This is a genomic window from Pseudomonas sp. BN515, from assembly GCF_029873155.1.
Taxonomy (GTDB): domain Bacteria; phylum Pseudomonadota; class Gammaproteobacteria; order Pseudomonadales; family Pseudomonadaceae; genus Metapseudomonas.
In genome coordinates this window covers 1-24,379 of the sequence record NZ_SSOH01000057.1, presented here as the reverse complement: position 1 = coordinate 24,379, position 24,379 = coordinate 1, and the positions used below count along the sequence as shown (strand labels likewise).

General features: G+C 62.3%; 24 protein-coding genes and 1 pseudogene. 22 read left to right on the top strand and 3 right to left on the bottom strand.

The window, feature by feature from the left end:
* Window positions 1-34 precede the first annotated feature (34 nt).
* The 4 genes from E8E91_RS14495 to E8E91_RS14480 all read left to right on the top strand — a co-directional run bounded on the left by E8E91_RS14495 (window position 35) and on the right by E8E91_RS14480 (window position 4,012).
* Entirely contained in the window at window positions 35-1,561 is a 1,527-nt protein-coding gene (locus E8E91_RS14495; RefSeq protein ID WP_271470083.1) for an aromatic/alkene/methane monooxygenase hydroxylase/oxygenase subunit alpha, read from the top strand.
* Between the two features lie 57 nt (window positions 1,562-1,618).
* The gene (locus E8E91_RS14490; protein ID WP_280376332.1) at window positions 1,619-1,978 is read left to right on the top strand and encodes a phenol hydroxylase subunit P4; all 360 of its coding nucleotides are present in this window, start codon (window positions 1,619-1,621) and stop codon (window positions 1,976-1,978) included.
* Between the two features lie 10 nt (window positions 1,979-1,988).
* Complete coding sequence (locus E8E91_RS14485) at window positions 1,989-3,050, top strand: phenol 2-monooxygenase domain-containing protein (RefSeq protein ID WP_280376331.1); 1,062 nt, start codon at window positions 1,989-1,991, stop codon at window positions 3,048-3,050.
* A 74-nt stretch (window positions 3,051-3,124) separates the two neighbouring features.
* Entirely contained in the window at window positions 3,125-4,012 is an 888-nt protein-coding gene (locus E8E91_RS14480; protein ID WP_280376330.1) for a transporter, read from the top strand.
* Window positions 4,013-4,087: 75 nt separating this feature from the next.
* Here the strand turns inward: E8E91_RS14480 and E8E91_RS14475 are convergent, their stop codons facing one another.
* Complete coding sequence (locus E8E91_RS14475; protein ID WP_280376329.1) at window positions 4,088-5,026, bottom strand: class I SAM-dependent methyltransferase; 939 nt, start codon at window positions 5,024-5,026, stop codon at window positions 4,088-4,090.
* Between the two features lie 795 nt (window positions 5,027-5,821).
* Between E8E91_RS14475 and E8E91_RS14470 the strand changes: the two genes are divergently transcribed.
* The gene (locus E8E91_RS14470) at window positions 5,822-6,769 is read left to right on the top strand and encodes an inovirus-type Gp2 protein (protein ID WP_280376328.1); all 948 of its coding nucleotides are present in this window, start codon (window positions 5,822-5,824) and stop codon (window positions 6,767-6,769) included.
* Window positions 6,770-7,140: 371 nt separating this feature from the next.
* Here the strand turns inward: E8E91_RS14470 and E8E91_RS14465 are convergent, their stop codons facing one another.
* Window positions 7,141-7,602: a hypothetical protein gene (locus E8E91_RS14465; RefSeq protein WP_280376327.1), complete on the bottom strand. Its 462-nt coding sequence runs from the start codon at window positions 7,600-7,602 to the stop codon at window positions 7,141-7,143.
* Between the two features lie 307 nt (window positions 7,603-7,909).
* On the opposite strand from E8E91_RS14465, the pseudogene E8E91_RS14460 reads away from it, so the two are divergent.
* The 11 genes and pseudogenes from E8E91_RS14460 to E8E91_RS14410 form a co-directional block, all read left to right on the top strand.
* Window positions 7,910-8,706 (top strand): annotated as a pseudogene (locus E8E91_RS14460) (methyl-accepting chemotaxis protein); the annotation flags it as partial.
* 270 nt (window positions 8,707-8,976) lie between these two features.
* On the top strand, window positions 8,977-10,269 hold the full coding sequence (locus E8E91_RS14455; protein ID WP_280376326.1) for an aromatic ring-hydroxylating dioxygenase subunit alpha: 1,293 nt from the start codon (window positions 8,977-8,979) through the stop codon (window positions 10,267-10,269).
* A complete protein-coding gene (locus E8E91_RS14450; RefSeq protein ID WP_280376325.1) occupies window positions 10,266-10,649 on the top strand; it encodes a hypothetical protein in 384 nt (127 codons plus the stop codon). The genes E8E91_RS14455 and E8E91_RS14450 overlap by 4 nt, the downstream gene beginning before the upstream one ends.
* Before the next feature lie 12 nt (window positions 10,650-10,661).
* Window positions 10,662-11,078: a cupin gene (locus E8E91_RS14445; protein ID WP_280376324.1), complete on the top strand. Its 417-nt coding sequence runs from the start codon at window positions 10,662-10,664 to the stop codon at window positions 11,076-11,078.
* Complete coding sequence (locus tag E8E91_RS14440) at window positions 11,075-11,407, top strand: hypothetical protein (protein ID WP_280376323.1); 333 nt, start codon at window positions 11,075-11,077, stop codon at window positions 11,405-11,407. Before E8E91_RS14445 ends, E8E91_RS14440 begins: the two co-directional genes overlap by 4 nt.
* Window positions 11,404-12,636: an FAD-dependent oxidoreductase gene (locus E8E91_RS14435; RefSeq protein WP_280376322.1), complete on the top strand. Its 1,233-nt coding sequence runs from the start codon at window positions 11,404-11,406 to the stop codon at window positions 12,634-12,636. The genes E8E91_RS14440 and E8E91_RS14435 overlap by 4 nt, the downstream gene beginning before the upstream one ends.
* Window positions 12,637-12,638: 2 nt before the next feature.
* Complete coding sequence (locus E8E91_RS14430) at window positions 12,639-13,196, top strand: nuclear transport factor 2 family protein (RefSeq protein ID WP_280376321.1); 558 nt, start codon at window positions 12,639-12,641, stop codon at window positions 13,194-13,196.
* Window positions 13,193-13,552: a non-heme iron oxygenase ferredoxin subunit gene (locus E8E91_RS14425; RefSeq protein WP_280376320.1), complete on the top strand. Its 360-nt coding sequence runs from the start codon at window positions 13,193-13,195 to the stop codon at window positions 13,550-13,552. Before E8E91_RS14430 ends, E8E91_RS14425 begins: the two co-directional genes overlap by 4 nt.
* Window positions 13,553-13,562: 10 nt before the next feature.
* Window positions 13,563-14,579 carry an asparaginase gene (locus tag E8E91_RS14420; RefSeq protein ID WP_280376319.1) on the top strand — a complete coding sequence of 339 codons (1,017 nt, stop codon included), beginning with the start codon at window positions 13,563-13,565 and terminating at the stop codon, window positions 14,577-14,579.
* A gap of 85 nt (window positions 14,580-14,664) precedes the next feature.
* Window positions 14,665-15,378: an aspartate/glutamate racemase family protein gene (locus tag E8E91_RS14415; protein ID WP_280376318.1), complete on the top strand. Its 714-nt coding sequence runs from the start codon at window positions 14,665-14,667 to the stop codon at window positions 15,376-15,378.
* Window positions 15,379-15,626: 248 nt separating this feature from the next.
* Entirely contained in the window at window positions 15,627-16,949 is a 1,323-nt protein-coding gene (locus E8E91_RS14410) for an MFS transporter (protein ID WP_280376317.1), read from the top strand.
* 307 nt (window positions 16,950-17,256) lie between these two features.
* Here E8E91_RS14410 and E8E91_RS14405 read toward each other — a convergent pair whose 3' ends face one another.
* On the bottom strand, window positions 17,257-18,501 hold the full coding sequence (locus E8E91_RS14405) for an OprD family porin (RefSeq protein WP_280376316.1): 1,245 nt from the start codon (window positions 18,499-18,501) through the stop codon (window positions 17,257-17,259).
* A 311-nt stretch (window positions 18,502-18,812) separates the two neighbouring features.
* Here E8E91_RS14405 and E8E91_RS14400 point away from each other — a divergent pair, with 311 nt between their 5' ends.
* The 6 genes from E8E91_RS14400 to dmpG form a co-directional block, all read left to right on the top strand.
* Window positions 18,813-19,406, top strand: a complete 594-nt coding sequence (locus E8E91_RS14400; protein WP_280376315.1) for a TetR/AcrR family transcriptional regulator — start codon at window positions 18,813-18,815, stop codon at window positions 19,404-19,406.
* Window positions 19,407-19,845: 439 nt separating this feature from the next.
* Window positions 19,846-20,793, top strand: coding sequence for a 3-carboxyethylcatechol 2,3-dioxygenase (gene mhpB, locus E8E91_RS14395; protein WP_280376314.1), 948 nt, complete (start codon window positions 19,846-19,848; stop codon window positions 20,791-20,793).
* Window positions 20,794-20,807: 14 nt separating this feature from the next.
* A complete protein-coding gene (locus tag E8E91_RS14390; RefSeq protein ID WP_280376313.1) occupies window positions 20,808-21,665 on the top strand; it encodes an alpha/beta fold hydrolase in 858 nt (285 codons plus the stop codon).
* A 15-nt stretch (window positions 21,666-21,680) separates the two neighbouring features.
* Complete coding sequence (gene mhpD / locus E8E91_RS14385) at window positions 21,681-22,475, top strand: 2-keto-4-pentenoate hydratase (RefSeq protein ID WP_280376282.1); 795 nt, start codon at window positions 21,681-21,683, stop codon at window positions 22,473-22,475.
* A 19-nt stretch (window positions 22,476-22,494) separates the two neighbouring features.
* Window positions 22,495-23,424 carry an acetaldehyde dehydrogenase (acetylating) gene (locus E8E91_RS14380; protein WP_280376283.1) on the top strand — a complete coding sequence of 310 codons (930 nt, stop codon included), beginning with the start codon at window positions 22,495-22,497 and terminating at the stop codon, window positions 23,422-23,424.
* An 11-nt stretch (window positions 23,425-23,435) separates the two neighbouring features.
* Window positions 23,436-24,379 (top strand): 4-hydroxy-2-oxovalerate aldolase (dmpG, locus tag E8E91_RS14375; RefSeq protein WP_280376312.1); only part of this gene is annotated, 944 nt, incomplete at its 3' end.

The window sequence follows — 24,379 nt, the reverse complement described above, 5'->3', positions numbered from 1 at the left end:
CCCGCGTACAACGACAAGAATCGGGAGAGCCACCATGGCCGCCAAACGCCTGAACCAGAAAGACAAGTACCGCTGCCTGACCCGCGACCTGGCCTGGGAGCCGAGCTACCAGAGCAAGGACGACATCTATCCCTACGAGCGCTTCGAGGGCATCAAGATCACCGACTGGGACAAGTGGGAGGACCCCTTCCGCCTGACCATGGACGCCTACTGGAAATACCAGGCCGAGAAGGAGAAGAAGCTCTACGCCATCTTCGATGCCTTCTCCCAGAACAACGGCCATACCAACCTGTCCGACGCGCGCTACGTCAACGCGCTGAAGCTGTTCCTCTGCGGCGTGACCCCGCTGGAGTACCAGGCCTACCAGGGCTTCGCACGCGTCGGCCGGCACTTTGGCGGTGCCGGGGCGCGGGTCGCCTGCCAGATGCAGGCGATCGACGAGCTGCGCCACGTGCAGACCCAGATCCACGCCATGAGTCACTACAACAAGCACTTCAACGGCCTGCATGACTTCGCCCACATGCACGACCGCGTGTGGTTCCTCTCCGTGCCCAAGTCCTTCTTCGAAGACGCCCGCACCGCCGGCCCGTTCGAGTTCCTGACAGCGATTTCCTTCAGCTTCGAATACGTGCTGACCAACCTGCTCTTCGTGCCCTTCATGTCCGGCGCTGCCTACAACGGCGACATGGCCACCGTCACCTTCGGCTTCTCGGCGCAGTCCGACGAGGCCCGGCACATGACCCTGGGGCTGGAGGTGATCAAGTTCCTGCTGGAGCAGCACGAAGACAACGTGCCGATCATCCAGCGCTGGATCGACAAGTGGTTCTGGCGCGGTTACCGCCTGCTGACGCTGGTGGGGATGATGATGGACTACATGCTGCCGAACAAAGTCATGTCCTGGGCCGAGGCCTGGGAGGTGTACTACGAGCAGGCCGGCGGCGCGCTGTTCAAGGACCTGGAGCGTTATGGCATCCGTCCGCCGAAGTACGTCGAGCAGACCACCATCGGCAAGGAGCACATCAGCCACCAGGCCTGGTCGATCTTCTACCAGTACAGCCAGGCCACCAACTTCCACACCTGGATGCCCACCGACGAAGAACTGGACTGGCTCTCAGCCAAGTACCCGGACACCTTCGACCGCATCTACCGCCCGCGCTACGAGCACTGGCGCGAGATGCAGGCCCGTGGCGAGCGCTTCTATAACAACGCGCTGCCGATGCTCTGCCAGATCTGCCAGATCCCGCTGTCCTTCACGGAGCCGGACGCGGATACGACCCTGAGCCACCGCAGCGTGATGCACGGCGGCGAGCGCTTCCATTTCTGCTCTGACGGCTGCTGCGACATCTTCCAGTACGAGCCGGAAAAGTACGTCCAGGCCTGGCTGCCGGTGCACCAGATCCTCCAGGGCAACTGCGGCGGCGCCGATGTCGAGGCGGTGGTGCGCGACTACTACAACATTGCCTTCGGCCAGGACAACTTCGACTACCAGGACTCGCCCGAGCACCAGCGCTGGCGAGAGTGGCAGGGCGACAAGCCCGCCGACCTCGCCAAGGTCGGCTGAGCCCCGTGGCGGGTGCCCCGCGCCCGCCAACTCCCCCATTACAAGAAGGACAGCGTCATGCCCGTGACTGCCATCGGCGCCTATGCGGCGCAATCCCTGGACCGCCAGGAAAACTTCAACGGCCTGCAACTGGTGTACCTCTGCTGGGAACGCCACCTGATGTTCTGCGCGCCCTTCACCTTGCCGCTGCCGCCGGACATGCCCTTTGGCGACTTCATCGAACAGGTGGTCAAGCCGTCCATCGCGGCGCACCCGGACGCGGCGAAGGTGGATTTCTCCCGTGCGATCTGGCGCCTCGATGACGCGGACTTCCAGCCCGATCTGAAGGCCGGGCTGGCCGCCAACGGCATCGGCCACAAGAGCCTCCTGCGCTTTTCCACCCCTGGCCTGGATGGCCTCAACGGCAGCTTCAACTGAGGAGGTCGCCATGAGTTACCAGGTCACCATCGAACCCACTGGCGAGCAGATCGAAGTCGAAGAAGGCCAGACCATCCTCCAGGCCGCCCTGCGCCAGGGCGTCTGGCTGCCGTTCGCCTGCGGCCACGGCACCTGCGCCACCTGCAAGCTGCAGGTGCTGGAAGGGGAGGTGGACATCGGTGCCGCCTCGCCCTTCGCCCTGATGGACATGGAGCGCGACGAGGGCAAGGTGCTGGCGTGCTGCGCCATTCCGCAGAGCGACCTGGTGATCGAGGCCGATATCGACGTCGACCCCGACTTCGCCGGCCACGCGGTGCAGGACTTCCAGGCGACGGTGGTCGCCCTGGACGACCTCTCGCCCACCATCAAGGGCCTGCGCCTGAAACTGGACCGCCCGATGGACTTCCAGGCCGGGCAGTACATCAACCTGCAGATCCCTGGCATCGAGGGCACCCGCGCCTTCTCCCTGGCCAATCCGCCGAGCCGTGCCAACGAGGTGGAACTGCACGTGCGCCTGGTGGAAGGTGGCCAGGCCACCAGCTTCATCCACGGCGAGTTGAAAGTGGGCGATGCGCTGGAGCTCTCCGGCCCCTACGGCCAGTTCTTCGTGCGCGGCTCGCAGGCTGGCGACCTGATCTTCATCGCCGGCGGCTCGGGCCTTTCCAGCCCGCAGTCGATGATCCTCGACCTGCTGGAGCAGGGCGACACGCGGCGCATGACCCTGTTCCAGGGCGCCCGCACCCGTGCCGAACTCTACAACCGCGAGCTCTTCGAGCGTCTGGCCGAAGAGCACGAGAACTTCACCTACGTGCCGTCCCTCAGTCAGGCCGCTGACGACACCGAGTGGACCGGCTTCCGGGGTTATGTGCACGACGCGGCGAAGAAACATTTCGACGGTCGCTTCACCGGCAACAAGGCTTACCTCTGCGGCCCTCCACCGATGATCGACGCGGCCATCACCGCACTGATGCAGGGACGGTTGTTCGAGCGCGACATCTTCATGGAGCGCTTCCTCACTGCCGCCGACGGCGCCGGCGAGAGCACCCGCTCAGCCCTGTTCAAACGCATCTGACCCGTTTCATCCGCTGCTCCGCGCCACGCGCGCGGACGGCGGCTCACGCCCATAAAAACAAGAAGGTATTGCTGATGAGTGCCAAACTGCGTGTCCTGTCCTGCTGCATCCTCGCCGCCCTGGGCCAGGTGGCCCACGCCACCGAAGGCGGCGGTTCCACCTACCCGATGGGCGCCGAGAACTACATGTCCGGCGCCATGCCGCCACCCGGTTTCTACGGCCAGGTGTTCTCCACTCACTACGAGGCCGACACCCTGCGTGGTAACGACGGTGACAGCCTGCCGGTGGACTTCCGCGTGCGCGCCAATGTCATAGCCCCGCGCCTGATCTGGGTGAGCGAGCAGCAACTGTTCGGCGGCAACCTGGCCTTCGCGGCGCTGTTTCCCTTCGTGGACCTGAAGGTGGACGTGAACGGCCAGTCCCAGAGCAAGAAGGGCCTGGGCGACATCATCTTCGGCCCCGCCTTGGGCTTTCATCACAGCGACAAGCTGCACAGCATCTTCGCCCTGGACTTCATCGCCCCCTCGGGCGAGTACGACCGCGGCGACCTGGCCAACATCGGGCGCAACTACTGGACCGTCGAGCCGGTGTGGGCGATCTCCTACATCGACCCGGCCGGCCTCAACGCCAGCGTGAAACTGATGTACGACTTCAACCAGGAAAACCCAGCCACCGACTACCGCTCCGGCCAGGAATTCCACTTCGACTACGCCGTGGGTTGGGGCCTGGGCAACGGCTGGGTGCTGGGCGTGGGTGGCTACTACTACCGCCAGACCACCGACGACCGCCAGGACGGCGAGACCATCGAGGACAACAAAGGTCGCGCCTTCTCCATCGGCCCGTCGATCATGTACAGCAACAAGGACGGCTGGTTCCTCACCGCCAAATGGGAACAGGAGACCCAGGTGCGCAACCGCGCGGAAGGGGATGCCTATTGGTTGAAGCTGACCGTGCCTTTCTAGCGCTTTTCCTCCCCTCTCCCTCCGGGAGAGGGGCCGGGGGCGAGGGAAATGGAACCCCGCTCGGACTCCCGGCAACTACCCCCGCCGAAATACCAACGCCTTCAACCCCGCATCCTCATCGATATCCGCAAACTCCGGCGGATTCTCCAACCGCTCCACGAACCGCAATTCCGGTGCTTCGACCTGCATCCCCTGAACGAGGAAGTCCGGCCCAATGGCAGGGTCATTCACACAGGCCAGCACCACCCCGCCCTCGGTCAGCAACTCCGGCAGGCGACGCAGGATCTTCTGGTAATCGCGGGTCAACGCGAAGCTGCCCTTCTGGAAAGACGGCGGATCGATGATCACCAGGTCGTACGGCCCAGTCTTCTTCACCTTGCCCCAGGATTTGAACAACTCATGGCCAAGGAAGCTCACCCGGCCGAGATCATGGCCATTGAGCCTGTGATTTTCCCGCCCCCGGCTCAACGCCGAACTGGCCATGTCCAGGTTCACCACATGCTCGGCCCCACCCTCGATTGCCGCCACCGAAAAACCGCAGGTGTAGGCGAAGAGATTCAGCACCCGCTTGCCCTGCGCATTGGCGCGAACCCAGTCGCGGCCGTAACGCATATCGAGGAACAGGCCATTGTTCTGCTTCTTGCCCAGGTCCAGCTTGAAGCGCAGGCCCGCCTCGCTGACCACGCACTCGTCCACCGCCTCGCCCCAGAGCAACTCCACGGTGCTCTCCAGCAAGTAGCGATGTTGCAACAACAGGCTCCGCGCACCGATGCGCTGCCAGACCGGCGATTCGGTCAGGCGCAACAACATGGCCCGCAGTGCAGCGAGCTCGTCTTCCTCGACTTCGCGGAACAACGACACCAGCACCACGCCCTGCAACCAGTCCACGGTCACCTGCTCCAACCCCACCCAGCGCCGTCCACGGCCGTGGAAGATACGGCGGACTTCGTCCGGCAGATGCTCAAGGGCGGAAGTCAGTTGCTGTTCCAGGGCGGCAATGGCGTCGAGATTCATGGCGGGCGGTTCGAGAGAAAACGAGGGGCGGCATTCTAACCCGAGCATTCCGTTGCCCGCCGTGGCACGGTGTGCGGCCATTGGCCGGTATTGGGCGCATGCTCGTACCGAATTGCCCCATGCCGCATCTAAGGGAGAAATAGAGGCGCTGCGTATCCACTTTCCTCCAGGCAATAAAAAAGCCGGCTTGTGGCCGGCTCTTTTAACAATCTAAGCTGCTGATTTTTATCAGTTTTTAAAAATTAATTTCACATGTACCCCCATTCGTCCCCCCACCAAGCTTTCTCGTGGTGTCGGATTGAGCGCTACCGATAGCCGAGGTGCTTGATGTCGGGCCTCGCGGGGGCATGGGGATAATAAAAGCTACGTCCCTTTTGCGCTGGCTACCATTGGCTACTGATTTAAGTACTACGCCCAAGATAGTAGGGGGGCGGAGTCGGCTGGGTGCCATGTTGGTACTTTGCGAGCATCGGGGGCCACGGTCATGGCGTTTATGCCGGATGGAGACAGCAGATGTTCTCAGCTAACTCCCCCTGGAGTCCGTTCAGCAATTCTCTCGGCAGGCAAGGCAATGTTGCTCCCCATTGCCTTGCCTGGCCGGGACAGTTCACCTGAGGCTGGGCTGGTTTTATTTATATAGCCAATAGACAGTATCCAACTATCAATCAATAACCATTCAGTAGGGAATTGACTAGTACCTACACAGCCCAGGCTACCCAAGCCTGGGAATAGGTCATCGGTTAAAAAGTACACAGCCCGTATCTGGTATGCGAACAACCACCCAGGTACACAACCATGACCAAGCGCAACACCTACGAGCACCTGTCCCAGTCCGATCGCGCCATCCAGATCCAACGACTCGTCCAAGCGATCGAGCGTCATGAGACACCGGCATTCAGAGTCGGGGATGAACGCTCAGGGTCCGACCGGATCGAACCGACCAGGATTTCTCGGTACTTCAACCACATCCAGCAGATGGTCGACCTGTTCAATGACCGCTACGAATACCGCTATAGCGAACACCTGCAAGCGTTCAGGGAGGCCTGTCAGGACATCGGACTGGAGCGGAGTCGTAAGGGGCCTGTCTGTTTGAATGAAGAGGGGACGGCGTATCTGGACCATCACCGCAGCATGAACGTCCTGGTGGCACAGATCCGGCGTCTGAGGCGCACTAGGGACTATCGACCGAATGCCAATGACCTCCGTTATCAGGCCAAGCGACAGGAGATTCGTGTCTGCGATTACTCTGACGCTATGGTTGAGCGCTACTCGCGCACCATCATCATCAGGATCGATCTGTATTACCGTTCTGAGGCTCAAGCCAGGTTACGTGTTGAGCACGTGTTCGATGATCTGGACCGGCTGATTGCGGAGCATGAGCGCAACCCGATCTTTGACCACCTCTCTGGTTACGTCTGTGCGGCTGAGCAGGGCGACGACAGGGGCTACCACATCCATGCTGCCTACTTCTTTAATGGCAACGAGGTGCGTGGAGACGTCTACAAAGCACAGCAGATTGGTGAGCTGTGGGAGTGCATCACTCGGGGGCAGGGCTGTTTCAACAGCTGCAACCACGACAAGGAACAGTATGGTGAGCGGTGCGCTCTTGGGAGCATACGACGAGACGATCTGAATGCCCGGCGTCATGTCCACTACGCGATGCGCTACCTGGTCAAGGATGCACAGCAGCTCCGGCTGAAACCCAAGGGAGCTCGATGCCTGCGGATGGGGATGCTTCGATAGTCGAGCATGGCGTGGGCGAGGATAGCGTGTCTAAGTAGCGCATCCATCGCTTCAAGGGGGACCTGTTCACTTTGTTTACATACGAAAAGTGGGCAGGTCGCAATGGCAAGGATGCCTCGTTATGGTCGAGCCATCACCTACCCGGAGGTTCGCCATGTTCACTCAGCGGATCTCACCCCATGATGTCCTGATCCTCGTCTGTCAGGGAGCAGTCATGCTTGGGCTGGCCAGGCTGGCCTATGGCGGTGCAGTCCAGTGAGTGCTCGAGGTTGAGCATCGGCTTTGGATGCAGTCGTGGACAGTGGGTCAGGATTGGCACGTCCAGCTCAACGAGTTGCGGACCTCGCGTGCGTTCGGGTGGTACATGTGAATCAGACCACTTCGCTATCCGGCCGCAAGATGAGCTTGGGAGCAGCCTTTACCGACATACTTGGCTTTGCTGAACAGTGCATTCGCTTGTGAATCGTCGAGGCGATATCCGCAGGAACACTGACAGGTCGCACTTCGCTCCTGTCGGCCGTGCAGTAAAGACAGAACCTGGTGTCAGGCGGGCTCAGTAGATGGCAGGCGGTGCACTCCACCGCCTTTCCATCCCAGGCTCGCATTGCTTTCAACATAGTCGCCGCAATGAGCTCCGCTCGGCCTTGGACGGTAGCGTCCTGCTCCGTAGCTGGATATTGCGCTGCCATGTCAATTTGCATGGCGCGGTATGCCTTCAGGGCCAAATCACGCTCGGCTTTTTCTTCCGCAATCGCGTGCTGTCGAGATTTTTCTGCAGCTTCCCGCTCGGCCTGTTCCTGCAACCACCTGGCATTCAGCTCAGCTGCGTGCAATTGGAGCTTCTGCTCTGTGCTTGTAATAGCCTTTCCCCACGGATGCATCTGATCCAGGAGCGAGTTGCCGGATCCAGCAGCACGACATGTGTGAAGCTGGCTGGGTCATTAATCTGCTCCAGTGTCAGACGATGCAGGCCAACCTCCATGCTGGAGTGTTCCAGGTCTTCTGTCTGGCCCTCAAGGTGCCAAGGTCAGGAGGACTCCATTCCATTGCTATTGGTTCTGGATTCAATTGATGCTGACGCCAGCATCCTTGATGTCAGTGTTTGATAATGCACGCTTATGTCCTCCCGGGAGAGGCGTCCTACCGGCGGTCGCCGAACAGATGAGTGCGGTGATGGAGAAGAGCACCCGTGGCCTGCAGCGGCAGAGCGACGAGATCGAGCAGGCGGCCACAGCGGTCAACGAGATGAGCGTGGCGGTGGAGGAGGTGGCCAGCAACGCGGTTTCTACCTCCGAGGCGTTCCGCGTCCAGCCAGTTGGCGCAGCAGGGGCCGGCCCAACTGGACGACGCGATCGCCCCAATCCAGGCGCTGACCGACGACGTGCGCAGCGCCTCGGAGGTGCCGCGTCCCTGGCGGAGCAGATCCAGACCATCAACCGTGTGCTGGACGTGATCCGCGCGGTGGCTGAGCAGACCAACCTGCTGGCGCTGAACGCCGCCATCGAGGTGGCGCGGGCCGGCGACGCCGGACGTGGCTTCGCCGTTGTGGCGGACGAGGTCCGTGCCCTGGCCCACCGTACTGGCGAGTCGACGCGGGAGGTCGAGGGCATGATCGCCAGCATCCAGGAGGGCGCCGGCGCGACCCTCGATGCCCTGCAGCAGAGCGCCGAGCGCGCGCGGAGCACCACCGAGAAGGCCGACGCCAGGCGCTGACGAGCATCACCGAGGTGGTGGTCGGCATCAACGAGCGCAACCTGCTGATCGCCGCCGCGTCTGAGGAGCAGGCCCAGGTGGCGCGGGAGGTGGATCGCAACCTGGTGATCATCCGCGACCTCTCGGTACAGACCGCCGCCGGCGCCCAGCAGACCAGCGTGGCGACCCAGGAACTGGCGCGGCTGACATCGTCCCTGAACGGGCTGGTGCGGCAGTTCCGGCTGTGGGCCACCTCGGCCAGGGCGACGGCCTTTCCCACTGCTGCCGACGCAGCGCATCGCAGAACCATGGGCGATCCAGGCGTTCCAGCCGCGTGGGCTGGAGCCTGGCATGGCCCTGCTCGGCCCCTGCGCTGAGAACACACGTCAAAAACGATAGCCACTCGCTTTAAAGAATTACTATTCGTCTGCAGTCTATTGACATCTTCGCTTTTGTGGCGATAGTCTCGATTTCACAAAAAAGAACTATATTCGTTTTTTGAGGAGAACATCGACATGTCCAAAGCGTCATCCGCTTTCATCACCGACCGCTACCCCGATCTGGGCAAGGGGCCGGTCCCGGTCGCCCCCTATATCGATCCGGCGTACTACGAGCGAGAGAAAGAGCTGATCTTCAAGAAGACCTGGCTGCAAGTGGGGCGTGTCGAGGAAATCCCGAAGGCGGGTGACTATCTCGTGAAGGACCTGCCCTGTGCGGATGCCGAGCTGATCATCGTTCGCAACAAGAAGGGGCAGATCAACGCGCTGCATAACGTCTGCTCGCACCGCCTCAACCAGATCGCCTACGACAAGTGCGGGAACACCCGGAAGTTCGCGTGCAAGTTCCATGGATGGGCCTTCGACCTGGACGGGAACCTGACCGGTGTTCCGGAGGAAGAGTGCTTCTTCGACCTGGACAAGTCCGCGAACGGGCTGGCGCGTGTTGCCTGCGATGTCTGGCAGGGGTTCATCTTCGTCAACCTGGACCCCAATCCGTCCCAGACCCTGGCGGAGTTCCTCAAGCCCATGTTCGGCTGCATCGAGGGTTATCCCTTCGAAAAGCTGACGGCCGGTTTCAGCTGGATTTCCGAGGTCAACTGCAACTGGAAGCTGGCCCTGGATGCGTTCCAGGAGGCCTACCACGTCGCCTACATCCATGGCCGCTCCATCGCCGATGCCGTCGAGAAGAGTGACAACGGCACCATCCCCCCGCTCGATGCCATTTGCGGTGACTATCACCGCCGCCTTTCGCTCGCCGGTAACCAGAAGTCCGTCTACGGCAACCCGAAGGCGCTGACCGAAGGCGGCGAAGTCGCTCGCCAGGCAGTCGAGGCCGCACGCAAGAGCAAGCCGATTTCGGCCGCCGCGCTGACGGCCGCGATGGGCAGCGCCAAGCACGAATTCCCGCTGGAGGACCTGCCGGAGGGGATGAACTGGACGCGCAGCGACAAGTGGCTGTTCGACATCAACGTCGTGTTCCCGGACCTCTATCTGTCCCTGCGTCCGAACTACTTCCAGTGCTACACCTTCCGGCCCGTCGCCTACAACCGCACCCGTGTCGAGTGCCGGGTTTTCTATCCGGAAGTCACGACCGCCGGTGGTCGCTTCTTCCAGGAGTACATGAAGGTTGCCCTGCGGGACGTGCTGCTCGAGGACATGAGTACGGTGGAGCGCACCCAGCGCGCCGCCGAGACCGGCGCCAAGCCGCACATGTTCCTGCAGGACAGCGAGATTCTGGTTCGCCACAACTACCACGCCGTCGAACGCATGATGCAAGAGAACGCCGTCGCCGCCGGAGAACAAGCATGAACATGATTGCCAGCACTCACGTCGAAGCCACTTGCGATGTCCTGCTGCCGGAGCAGTTTTCCGCGCTTCAGGGATATGTCAGGACCTGGGCTCTCGAAACCGAGACCCAGCGCAATATCTGTCGCCACCAGCAATCCATGGACGGCATCGCGGCATTTAGGGACGCCATGTTGGCGCACATGGACGTGGTCCTCGCCTTCGTCAATGCAAGCCCGCTCGATCAGCTGAACGAAGAGCAAGCCACGCTGCTGAAGATGCTGCTTTCGTTGGCCGAGATCGCGCCGGTCGTGGAGTGCTACAACCAGCAAAGCGTTCCGGATGGCTTCGACCCGCGGCGCTTCCCGGCGGAAGAAGACTTCTCAATGAAGCCTGTTTTCTAAGAGGGGGCGGCCATGGCGAAGTGTCGCGTTTTTGCGATTGAGCATGACCTCAAGGAGATCGTCGCGGATGGTCTCTATTCCAAGCATCTGTTCGGGCGCGATATCAGCGTCTCGGTGGTGAAGTTCGTCGAAGCGGCGGGCCGGAACCTGCCGGCCAAGTCCCATGCCCATGGCGAGGAAGCGTCGCTGCAGATCGTCGGTGGCTGCTCGGTGTTCGAGGGGCTCGGGGCGGTTGATGACCCCGCGGTCGGGATGGTGGCGCGCTCGGCGATGATCATTCCCGCGCAGCAGATGCATTACGGCAGCAATGACTTCGGCCCCGAGGGGGTCAGCATGCGCCTGAACGTCGTGACACCGCGTCGCGCCGAGTTCGGCCCCGAAGGCAGCACACCTTACTACCCACTGAAATCCCGGGAGGACCGAGCATGAGCGATAGAATCAGATCTCAGGTCAGTTCGCCCCTGGCGGCGAACGCCCAGGCGCCGGTTGCGCTGGAGGGGGATGCCCTGCGCGTGGCGCTGCGTAACTTCCGCCAGGGAGAGCGGATCGAAGGCGGCTTGGACTGCCTGGGCGAGGAAGTGGGCGTGGTGCTCGAAGGTGCCTTCGAGGTGAGCGCCGCGGGTGAGCATTACCACCTGGTTGCCGGAGAGGGCATCGTCATTCCGCCGGAAGAGGCCCGCAGCTGGGTCTGCGCCAGCGAAACCGGCGCGCTCTATCGCGTGATGGTGAAGCAGGATCATGAAGGGCTGCCGGCATGAACAGACAGGTCATAGCCGTGGTGGGTGCCGGCCACGCGGGCGGTCGAGTGGCGCAGGCCCTGATCGAGCGCAGCGATGACTGCGCGGTGGTCCTGATCGGAGATGAAAAGGCGGCGCCTTATGAACGGCCTGCGCTTTCCAAGGGGCTGTTGAGCGGCCGCGAGTCCAGTGACGACCTGACGCTGCAGCCCGGGGATCTCTGGGACGGTCATCCGCGTCTCGAACGTGTCATCGGACGGGCCGATAGGCTGGACCCCGAGTCGAAGACGCTGGGTCTTGCCGATGGCCGCCAGGTCTCCTTCGATCAACTGGTCGTCGCGATCGGCGGGCAGCCGAGAAAGCTGCCTGCCGCAGTCGCGCCGGATGGGAAGTTGCATGTACTGCGGACCCTGGACGATTGCAGCAGTCTGCAGGCGGCGATTCGGCAGGGCGGTCACCTGGCCATCGTCGGTGCCGGCGTGATCGGCATGGAGGTGGCGGCTACCGCTCGGCAGATGGGGCTCGAAGTGACGGTCCTAGATGCGAGCCCGAGCGTGATGCGTCGTTGCCTGCCAGCGTCCGTTTCCAGCTGGTTGGCCGGTGAACATGCGCAGGCGGGCGTGAACCTGCGTTTGGGCAGCCAGCTACAAGGCATCCGCCAGGGCGAAAAGGGTTTTGTGCTCGAAGGAAAGGCCACCGGCGGCGAACCGCTCAGTCTCGACGCAGACCATGTCCTGCTGGCCATTGGCATCGAGTGCCAGGTCGACTTTCTCAAGGCGGCGGGCATTCCCTGCGATACCGGCGTCGTCGTGGACTCGTTCTGCCGAAGCCCCGCCTACCCCTGGTGCTATGCCGTGGGGGATGTCGCGCAGACCTTCAGTGATTTCTATGGGCGCCAGCTGCGCCAGGAAACCTGGCGGAACGCGGAGAACCAGGCGGTCTACGTGGCCGAGCAAATTCTCCAGGGTGGCGATCTTCCCTATGTCGAGATCCCCTGGATGTGGAGCGATCAGTTCGAGCACAACATTCAAGTCGTGGGGGAAGTCGAGGGGCACGACCATTCGGTGCTCCGTGGCGACCTGGACGGCGGGGAGGCAACTCTGGTCCTGCTGGACGATTCGCGGATCGTCGGCGCGGTGATGATCAACCAGGGCAAGGAGCGCAAGGTGCTCGAGAAGCTGATCGCCGAGCGCCGGCCTGTCGATGTGCATCGCCTGGCCGACCCCGGCGTCAAGCTGAAGAGCCTGTAGCCATGGAAGGGATCGAGGCGCTCGAAAAACGGCTTTGGCGACTGGAGAGCATCGACGCCATTCAGCGGCTCCAGGCCCATTACAGCCAGCTCGCCGACTTGAAGTATTCCGTGGACTACCAGCGTCAGGCGCCCGCCGAGATGGCCCGCGTGGCTCGGGAGCAGGCGGGCTGCTTCTGTGAGGACGCGATCTGGCATGGCGCCGAGTTCGGCGGAAGCCTGCGGGGACGCGAGGCCCTCAGCGAGTGGTTCACCCAATCGCCCTGGTGCTACGCCATTCACTATTACGTCAGCCCGCTCATCGAGGTCGATGGCAAGGAGGCGCGAGCTCAATGGCGCCTCTGGCAGCTGGCGCTGCGGGAAGACAATCGCCAGGCGGTCTTCCTCGCGGCCAATGTCCTTGCCACCTACCGCTTCATCGAAGACGAGGGTTGGCGTATCTCATCCATGCGCTTCTGTGACGTCCAGTTGCTTCCGGCTGCCGATATGCCCCTGGCATTGGCCGGGAGCCTCGAACTGTTGGACGCCAGGTACAGCCTTTCATCCGGGAACACACCATGACCTCCGTGCAGCCCCTAATTTACCCCGTCCCGCGTGCCGCGGGTGATTGGATTCCCGTTGGCAGCTTCAGCGAGCTTTTCGATGACGAGAACTGCTGCGGCATCACCGTCGATGGCCTGAAGATCGGCCTGTTCCTGGTGGAAGGGCAGCTGTTCGCGCTCGACGACATCTGCACCCATGGCAATGCCCGTCTCAGCGACGGCGATCTGGAGGGTTACGAGATCGAGTGCCCGTTGCATGCGGGCGCCTTCGACCTGCGCAACGGCAAGGCCCTTTGCAGTCCGCTGAGCAAGGACACCCGGTGCCATTCGGTGAAGGTCGACGACGACCAGATCTACATCCAGTTGAACGCATGAGAGGGTGGCGATGAACAACGTTGATTCCAGGCTGCGGGGCAAGCTCGCGGTCATCGGGACGGGCGGCACCTTCGCCATGCAGGCGCGCCATCCGTTCGATTGGGTCGAGTACAGCGAAAGCGGGATCGTGCTGCCCATCGATGATCTGCTCGGGCAACTGGGCGAGCTCGCGCCCGAGGTGGAGATGCTGCCGATTCCGTTCCGGGCGCTGGGTAGCACCGCCATCACCCCGTCGGACTGGCTGGCGCTGGCCAGCCTGATCAGGAAGACGGCGCTCGAGCGGCCCGACATCGATGGTTTCGTGGTGACCCACGGTACGGCCACGCTCGAGGAGACGGCCTGGTTCCTTCACCTGACCGTCGATATCGATGCGGGCGTCGTGGTCACCGGGGCACAGCGGCCGTCGAACACAGCCGGGAGCGATGTCGTGCCGAATCTTCGGGCGGCCATGGCGGTTGCCTTGAATCCGAGGTCCGCCGAATGCGGCGCCCTGGTGGTGATGGATAACGCCGTGTTTTCGGCGCGCGATGTCACCAAATCGTCCAGCTTCCACCTGAATGCCTTCGAGGCGCCCCTGTGCGGGCCGCTGGCCGAGGTGGACGCGGATGCGAATGTGAATTGGCGGCGCTTGCCGGTACAGCCCGCGTGCGGGAAGGCCTTTGATCCGGACGCGCTCATGTCGCTGCCGCGAGTGGATATCCTGACCTCCTATGGCGGGGCCGACGGCGTTGCGGTCGATGCCGTGGTGGCCGCGGGTGCGCGGGGCCTGGTCAGTGCGGGGCTGGCGCCCGGGCGTCCGGCCAACGGCGAGGTCCAGGCCCTGGCGCGAGCCATCGAGCGCGGGGTCGTCGTGGTGCAATCCACGCGGGCGGCGCGCGGCATGGTGCCCCTGCAGGATTTTCTGCGGCGCTCCGGCGTGCTGGCGGGTGGCGACCTCGCGCCCCACAAGGCGCGGATCCTGTTGATGCTAGCGCTGGCCCAGGGGCTCGACAAGGAAGCGATCCAGCAACTGCTGCTGGCGTCATGAGCGTTCAGTCAGGCGTCGATCTGTGCGGGCGCGCTCCTCGGGGAGAGGCTCGCTCACCCCTCGAAGCAGATATGGAGTTTTGCCTATGAACCCAGGCATTGGCAGCGTGGCCCGCATTGGGCAGTTGTACCCTTCGGGCGGTCTGTGCGACCACGAGATCCAGTGGATGGCCCCTGCCGGGGTGCGTGTCGTCACGACCCGGGTGCCGTTTCGTAGCACCTCGCTTGAGTCGGACCGCGCCTTCGCCGAGCACCTGGAGGAGCACGCCCAGCTCCTCGTCGACGCGCGTGTCGATCTGCTGGCGGTCAACTGCACCGCTGCGACCATGCTGGCCGGCCCGGAGAACATCCGGCAGCGGCTGCAGGCCGCAACCGGACTGCCGATCGTGACGACCATCGAGGCGGTCATCGATGGCTGCAAGGCGATGGGCATGCGCAACCTGGGTCTGGTCACCCCTTATCCCGATGAGGTCGTCGAGGCTGAGACGGCCTATCTGGGTGAGTACGGGTTCAGTGTGAAGCGCGCGCTGAGCCAGCCCTGCGGTACGCCGTTCGAACAGGCGAGCCTTTCTCCGGCGAGCTGGCTCGAGTTGGCGCGGTCGCTCAAGGGCGAGTCCATCGACGGTGTGTTGGTCAGTTGCGCGGGTATCCAGATCGCGAGCGTCATCCAGGCCATCGAGCAGGTGCTCGGGCTGCCCGTGGTCACCAGTAACCAGGCGCTGCTCTGGCAGTGCCTGCGAGCGTTGGACCTGCGCGGGCCGGTGCAGGGCTTCGGCGGTTTGTTGTCGTACTCGCGTTGAGACAAGGCGGCCGCCGCGTGACACCGGGCGGGCGGCCGCGGTAAGGCCCGAGGGGCTGGCGCCACCCGGATTCCGGGTGCGGCTCCGGGGCGGTTTTTGGTGGCTAGCGGGAGGTGCGGTAACCGGACATTTTTCTCTGATCAGGAAAAGTTTTTCGAGCTTTCAAAAACGAATTATGTAATTTTTTAGGTGGAGCCCATTGCTCTGCAAAATCCTGCCAAAAAAACAAAATCATGAGGAGCGGACGCGTGCATATTCTCGAGACAACTCAGACTGAAAAGGTCTCAACGCTACCACCTACAACAACTTTGCTGGTGTTGTTGCTCTGTTGGGCAGCCATTCTTTCTGAAGGCTACGACATCGGAGTAATGGGTACTATCGTTCCGGCATTGCTTGCGGACCCGCAATGGAATCTCTCGCCATTGGAAATTGGCGCGATGAGTAGTTCGGCGCTACTTGGAACTTTGATCGGGGCATACTTCATCAGTCCGCTGAGCGATGTTATTGGCCGCAAACCGCTGATCATCCTGTGTGTCACGTTGTTTTCTGGCTCGATGCTGGCGGCGGCGTGGTCAACTTCTCCTGAAATGTTCTCCATCGTCCGGGCCATTGGCGGCTTGGGCCTGGGGGGCGTGATCCCGGTTGCCGCTGCGCTCACTATCGAATATTCGCCACCGCATCGCCGTAACTGGAACTTTGCGCTCATGTATTCCGGTTATCCGCTGGGTGCCCTGATCTCCGCATGGGTCGGCATGAACTACATGCCGGACCATGGCTGGCGAGCCGTTGTCGCGGTGGGGGCTGCGGCATTGCTTCTGGTGCCGGTCATGATGATCTGGCTGCCTGAGTCGCTGGAGTTCCTGGTGGCAAAGAAGCGCATCAAACAGGCGGAGGTGTTGGCTGCGAAACTGGGCGTAAGTGAACTTCCGGTGCCTGCGGATATCGGCGCCGCGAATACTTCGCAAAGCACCTTCAAGGACATCTTTTCCGAGATATTTTCCCAGCGTAATCGCCGTGCAACGTTGTTCCTGTGGCTGGCGCAAATCGCGGCGATCCTCATGGTCTACGGACTGGGCACCTGGCTGCCGCAGTACATGCGCCAGAATGGCTATGACCTGGGTTCCAGTCTGGCCTTCTTTGCAATATTCAACCTGGCTGCAGCGCTGGGTGGAATCATGATCGGGCGTATCGCGGATAACTTCGGGGCGCGTCGTACCCTTGCGTTTGGTTACACGTTCGGGGCCTGCGCCATTGCTGCGCTGTCGATCAAGACTCCATTGCTTGTCACCTACCTCCTGGTGGCCTGTGCCGGTTTCGGAAGCATTGCGGTCGCACTGGTTCAATTGGGCTTCATCGCAAACTACTACGCCCCGCACGCGCGTGCTTCGGCAACTGGCTGGGCAGTGGGGATCGGTCGGTTCGGTGCAATGGGCGGCCCGCTGCTGGGTGGCTTCGTTGCGGGTCTTCAACTGCCCAGTACTTGGAACTTCATAGTGTTCGCAACTGCGGCACTCATAGCCGCTCTGGCAATTACGCTGACACCCGCGCCGAATCATGAAGGAAGGGCTTGAGAGGGTTGAGGACTAGCGTTTTTTCTTAGTCGCTATCCGAATAATGCCTCACCGATCGCTATGATCGGTGAGGTTTTTTTTCGGGTCGGAAAATCATGATCCCGGACACGGCAGTTCGAGTTGTCCTGGGGGGCGGAGTTGTCGCGGTTATCGGAGCCGGCCTGGAGCAGGGGCTGTCGCTGCAAGGAGCGCTGTTCGGGGCGATCGGGATGGATTGGTGGGATATGTTTGGCGGGGAGCGGGGGCGTTTTATAGGGCTCTGGAAACCTGCACCGAAGTGATGGTCGGCGCAGGTTGTTGCCGACCTTTAAAGCAGCGGTAGTGTGTAGCTGATGATCACGCGATTCTCGTCGACATCCCGGGCACCGCTCACGTCAGCTGCGCGGTAGGTGACGTTACGGAGGTGGAAGCGCAATCCCCTCAGGCTGCCACTCTGGATCACATAGGCAAGGTCGGTATCCCGTTCCCACTCTTTCCCGTCATTGCCCGCCGCCGTTTCGATATTGAAGCCGGAGACGTAGCGGGTCATGAAGGTCAGCCCCGGAATACCTTGTGCGGCAAAGTCATAGTCATATCGAAGTTGCCAGGCGTCTTCTTCCTGGCGGGTGAATGTCCAGAAGGTCGAAAGGTTGACGTTGTACGGGTCGGCGCCATTCATGAAGGGGAATACGCCCTGTCCCGAGAGGTTCTGGAAGCCAAGGCCAAAGCGGTGCGCGCGGGTGCTGAGGCTGAACATGCCATTGACGAAGTCGCTGTCGAACCTGCCGGCTTTATGAGAGCCATCTTCATTGGTCTTGAAGTAGCGCAGATCAGTGCTCAGGCTGTAGTCATCACTTAGCGCCACCTTGGATACCAAGCCTGCATAGTGCTGGCTATAGATGTCCTTGAGTTCGCTGTAATAGTAGCTTGCAGTTGTATTCGGATTCAGGGCGAACATGCCGCCGAGCGTCTCGAAGTGCGCGCTTTCCGCCGCGCCGAAGCCGACTGACTGGCGATTGGAAGAGTCTCGCAGGCTGACGTCGTCTAAATGGCTTGCATGTACTGTAAGCCCATCTATTTCCTGAGAGGTGAGCAGGGCGCCGGTAAAGCTGCTGGGTAGCAGCCGAGTGTTGTTGAAGTAGGCAACCGGCAAGGTCGGCATGAGCGTACCGACATGAAGGGTGGACTTGGATAGACGGGCTTTTGCGGTCAGGCCAAGTTGGCTGAACTCATCTACAGGATCTCCGTTGCTCTCGAGAGGAAGCATGTTTCCTGCACTACGGGTCTGGCTAGAGTCCAACTTGACACCTAATAGACCCAGCGCGTCCATGCCAAACCCAAGGGTTCCATCGGTATAGCCTGACTCGAACTTTGCGATGAATCCCTGTGCCCAGGTTTCGCCATAGGAAGGGGCTTCTGAGCCAGAACGGAAGTCTCGGTTCAGGTACATGTTGCGCAACTCGAGGCTGGCCTTACTGTCTTTTACCAGTTCGGCTGTGGCGCTACCGGGGAGACTCATGATGGCGGAAAATACACATAATGATAGTGTTGAGCGTTGAGAGATTTTTATCATTATTGGTCGTTCTCCAGGGGCTAATTAGGTGGATGAGGCAAGGTGAAAGGCGTGCACATTAATGTGCGGCCAGCATGACGTCCGCAATGAGCTTTCGAGTCATTATGGTAATGTCGTTCGTTTTTGTGGGTGTGTCAATAAACCTAGGGGGCTGCCGGTGATCAGGGGCGGCGTGGGGTGTCGGGGAGCGGGCGGCTGGTGAGACTGAAGCTATGGCATCATCCGCGGTTGCTGACTGGCGTCTGGTGTGCCGGAGCGCCCCGGCAGGATGCGCCTGGGCAAATTCAGAGACTATCGATCAGGGGTGTGGTTTGGTTCAGGTCAAGAAGCAGGAGGTCAGGGACGCTATTGTTGAGGCGGCTTTCACGCTCTTCAAACACAATGGCTATACGTCGACCACTATGAGCAAGATCGCTCGGGAGGCCGGCACCACGGTCTCAAACCTATACGTCTATTTCGACTCCAAGATCCTGGTGCTGTATGAGATATATACGCCCTGGTTGCTGGAGCAGATCGATCGCATCGAGCGCTCGGTACGCAAGCTGCGCCACCCGCGCGCCCAGGTGAAGCGGCTAGTGATGGGGTTGTGGGCGGACATTCCGGCGGCCGACCAGTCATTCTCCAACTGCATGATTGAGGCGCTGGCCTCGGCGCCCAGGGACCAGGGCAAGCCCAACGAATTGCTGTTTCTGGCTGAAACCCGCATCTCGGCCCTGCTTCGCGACTGCCTCCCCGAAGAGCGCTACGCCTTGCTGGGTGATGGACTAATGGCGCACATCCTCTGGATGGCCTTCGACGGTTTCGTCATCAACCAGCGCATTGGCGATACCCGCAACGTCGAGCACCTGGCCGACCTCATGGTCGTCTTGCTGCTCGGGACGGATGAGGCCAATCAGGACGCTTGAATAAGGCAAGGACCGCGCTCCGCATGGCTCCTTGTGGTGTCTATCGGCTGCAGGTTGTGGCCGCCAGCGTGATTGACGGCAGATCATGGCCAGGTGGAGTTCTTAAGGATATGAACTGGCGACCTTCGGGGTTGCACTTTCTGGTCAGTTGCAATGGTAGGAGGCCGATCACCAGTTAATTCAGCGATGACAGCGAGCGTGCTTACTTTTCTGCGCTATTGGGATAGTGCCGTAAGCCATGGGAGCGCTTGCTGAAGGGCAGCTCCTTACCCTGCGTCGAGCCAGCCTCGGTTTTCGAGAGGCAAACAATGCGCGAACGTCTTCTCGTCAGGGCGTTGCCGGCGCAGCCGACGTAGTCACGGAGCCTGTCCCGTATGAGTCATTCAAGCTATCCAGTTTTACTGTGCCTGTCGGCGCGCTCGATGTGGGTAGCGCATCGATGAGCGCTTTGTTGCAGTGCCTTTCGCACACGCCATTGGTTGGTTTCGTCGATCCGGCACCGGACGTGCTTGTCGAGGTTAATACGGCGATCGCTACCGCGCGCGAGCGGATCGAATGTTTCTCGCCAGAGCTGGTGTTCCTCTTTTCGCCGGATCATTACAACGGTTTCTTTTATGACGTGATGCCGTCGTTCTGCATCGGCATGGCGGCACACGCTATCGGGGACTTCGGCACCGCCGCCGGGGTAATCAGCGTGCCCCAGGGGTTGGCCGAAGCCTGCGCCGAGGCTGTGCTGGCCGACGGGGTTGACGCCGCGGTGTCCTACCGCATGCAGGTGGACCATGGTTTCGCCCAGCCGCTGGAACAACTGCTCGGCGGCCTGCAGCGCTATCCGGTGATCCCGGTGTTCATAAATGCGGTGGCCGCGCCGCTGCCCGGCTTCCGGCGCGCGCGCCTGCTCGGCGAGGCGGTCGGCCGTTTCGCCCGCTCGACCGGCAAGCGCGTGCTGTTCCTCGGTTCCGGCGGCCTCTCGCACCAGCCGCCGGTGCCGGAACTGGCCCGGGTCGAGGGGCTGATGGCCGACCGCCTGAAGGGCAGCGGGCGCCATCTGCCGGCGGATGAACGCGAGGCCCGCCAGCAGCGGGTGATCAATGCCGCGCGGCGCTTCGTCGAGGACCCGGACAGCCTGCACCCGCTCAATCCCGAGTGGGACCAGTCCTTCCTCGGCACCCTCGCCAGCGGCCGTCTCGCCGAACTGGATGGCCTGGGCAATGCCGAGCTGTCGGCCATCGCCGGCAAGTCCACCCACGAGGTGAAGACCTGGGTCGCCGCCTTCGCCGCGCTATCCGCTTTCGGCCCCTACCAGGCCAGCCACCGCTATTACCGCCCGATCCCCGAGTGGATCGCCGGCTTCGGCGCCATCGCCGCGGCCCCCACGCAATCCTGAACCCGGAGTCCGACATGAGCACATTCAGCGAGGCCGCCACCAGCCAGTTCATCCGCATCCAGGAAGGCGAACTGGAGCTGAACATCCACTACAACGACTGCGGCCAGGGCAGCGAAACCGTGGTCATGCTCCACGGCTCCGGCCCGGGTGCCAGCGGCTGGGCCAACTTCAACCGCAACATCGAACCGCTGGTTAGCGCCGGTTGCCGCGTGATCCTGCTGGACTGCCCAGGCTGGAGCAAAAGCGACTCCATCGTCTGCAGCGGCTCCCGCTCCGACCTCAATGCCCGCATCCTCAAGGGCCTGGTGGACCAGCTCGACCTCGACCGGGTGCATATCCTCGGCAACTCCATGGGCGGTCACAGCGCCGTGGCGTTCGCCCTGAACTGGCCGGAGCGGGTCGGCAAGTTGGTACTCATGGGCGGCGGCACCGGTGGCGCCAGCCCCTTCACGCCCATGCCCACCGAGGGCATCAAGCTGCTCCAGGGCCTGTACCGCGAGCCGACCATCGACAACCTGAAGAAGATGATGAACGTCTTCGTCTACGACCCCAGTGACCTGACAGAGGCGCTGTTCCAGGCCCGTCTGGACAACATGCTGGCGCGCCGTGATCACCTGGAAAACTTCGTCTCCAGTCTTGCGGCCAACCCCAAGCAATTCCCCGATTTCGGCCCGCGCTTGGCGGAGATCAAGGCCGAAACCCTGGTGATCTGGGGCCGCAACGACCGCTTCGTGCCCATGGACACCGGCCTGCGCCTGGTAGCCGGCATCCCCAACTCCGAACTCCACGTGTTCAACAACTGCGGGCACTGGGCGCAGTGGGAGCACGCGGACAAGTTCAACCGCATGGTGCTGGACTTCCTCACCCACTGAGTCCCGAGGTGCGAGATGACCCTTTCCCAAGATTCCCTGGAACAACTGGCCGCTGGCTTGCGCTTGGCTGAAGCCAGCGGCGAGGCCATCGGCCCGCTGCGCGAGCGCATCGGCGAAGACAACGGCGAAGCCGCCTACGCCATCCAGCGCCTGAACGTGGCCCACGGCATTGCGGCCGGACGTCGCGTAGTCGGTCGCAAGATCGGCCTGACCAATCCCAAGGTGCAGGCCCAACTGGGTGTGGACCAGCCGGACTTCGGCACCCTGTTTGCCGACATGGCCTACGGAGACAACGAGTTGGTGCCCATTGGCCGGGTGCTGCAGCCGAAGATCGAGGCGGAAATCGCCCTGATCCTCGACCGTGACCTGCCGCGCGCCGACACCGGGTTCGCCGATGTACTGGCCGCTACCGGCTGGGTATTGCCGGCCCTGGAGATTGTCGGCAGCCGCGTGGCGGGCTGGAACATCCGCTTCGTCGACACCGTGGCCGACAACGCCTCCAGCGGCTGCTTCGTGCTCGGCGGCCCGGCCCGTCGGCTCGATTCCCTGGACCTGCGCCAGGCCGCCATGCGCATGACTCGCAATGGCGAGCTGGTGTCTAGCGGCAGCGGTGCCGAATGCCTCGGCCACCCGTTGAATGCCGCCGTGTGGCTGGCCCGCACCATGGCTCGCCTGGGCGAACCGCTGAAGGCAGGTGACCTGATCCTGACCGGAGCGCTGGGCCCGATGTCAGCCGTGGTAGCTGGTGACCGCTTCGAAGCGGTGATCGAAGGCATCGGTCAAGTGGCCGTGCAGTTCAGTGCCGAGTGATAGCAGAGAGACCTTTCCCATGAGCAATAAACTCAAAGTCGCCATCGTCGGCTCCGGCAACATCGGTACCGACCTGATGATCAAGGTGCTGCGTAACGCGCAGCACCTGGAAATGGGCGCCATGGTCGGTATCGACCGGGCGTCCGACGGTCTGGCCCGCGCAGCACGATTGGGCGTCGCCACCACCCATGAAGGCGTGGAAGGCCTGACCCGCCTGCCTGTGTTCCAGGACATCGACTTCGTCTTCGACGCCACCAGTGCCGGCGCCCATGTAAAGAACGACGCCTTTCTGCGCAGCGTGAAACCGGGGATTCGCCTGATAGACCTGACCCCGGCTGCCATTGGCCCCTATTGCGTGCCGGTGGTGAACCTGGAGCAGAACCTCCAGCAGCTCAACGTCAACATGGTCACCTGCGGCGGCCAGGCCACCATTCCGATGGTGGCGGCGGTGTCGCGGGTAGCTAAGGTGCACTACGCCGAGATCATCGCCTCTATCGCCAGCAAGTCCGCCGGCCCCGGCACCCGCGCCAATATCGACGAGTTCACCGAGACCACCTCGAAAGCTATCGAAGTGATCGGTGGGGCAGCCAAGGGCAAGGCCATCATCATCATGAACCCTGCCGAGCCGCCCTTGATGATGCGCGACACCGTGTTCGTACTTTCGGAGGCAGCCGACCAGGCCCAAGTGGAGGCCAGCATCGAAGAGATGGCCGCTGCGGTACAGGGCTATGTGCCCGGCTATCGCCTGAAGCAGCGGGTGCAGTTCGATGAGCTCCACGACCTGAACATCCCCGGCCACGGCCGCTTCTCCGGACTGAAGACCTCGGTGTTCCTCGAAGTCGAAGGCGCCGCCCATTACCTGCCGAGCTACGCCGGCAACCTCGACATCATGACTTCTGCCGCGCTGGCCACCGCCGAGCGCATGGCCCAGTCGATGCTCAAGGCCTGAGGAGACCGACCATGAACGGCAAGAAGCTCTACATCTCCGACGTGACCCTGCGCGACGGCAGCCACGCGATCCGCCACCAGTATTCGATCGGCCAGGTGCAGGCCATCGCCCGTGCACTGGACCAGGCGAAGGTGGACGCCATCGAAGTCACCCACGGCGACGGCCTGCAGGGCTCATCCTTCAACTACGGCTTCGGCGCCCACACCGACCTGGAGTGGATCGAAGCGGCCGCCGATGTCATCGAGCACGCCCGCCTCACCGTGCTGCTGCTGCCCGGCATCGGCAGCGTGCACGACCTCAAGGCGGCCTATGACGCCGGTGCCCGTAGCGTGCGGGTGGCCACCCACTGCACCGAGGCGGACGTGTCGCAGCAGCACATCGAATACGCCCGCAGCCTCGGCATGGACACCGTGGGTTTCCTGATGATGAGCCACATGATTCCGGCCGAGCAGTTGGCTGCCCAGGGCAAACTGATGGAAAGCTACGGCGCCCAGTGCATCTACATGGCGGATTCCGGTGGCGCGATGAACATGCAGGACATTCGTGACCGCATGCGCGCCTTCAAGGCGGTGCTCAAGCCGGAGACCCAGACCGGCATGCACGCCCACCACAATCTCAGCCTCGGGGTGGCCAACTCCATCGTCGCGGTGGAAGAGGGTTGCGACCGCATCGACGCCAGCCTGGCCGGCATGGGCGCCGGTGCCGGCAACGCGCCGCTGGAAGTGCTCATCGCCGCCACCGAGCGCCTCGGCTGGAATCACGGCACCGACCTCTACCGGCTGATGGATGCCGCCGACGATCTCGTGCGGCCGCTGCAGGACCGCCCGGTGCGGGTGGATCGCGAGACCCTCGGCCTGGGCTATGCCGGCGTCTATTCCAGCTTCCTGCGTCACGCCGAAGTGGCGGCGGCCAAGTACGGCCTGAAGACCCTCGACATCCTCGTCGAACTGGGCAA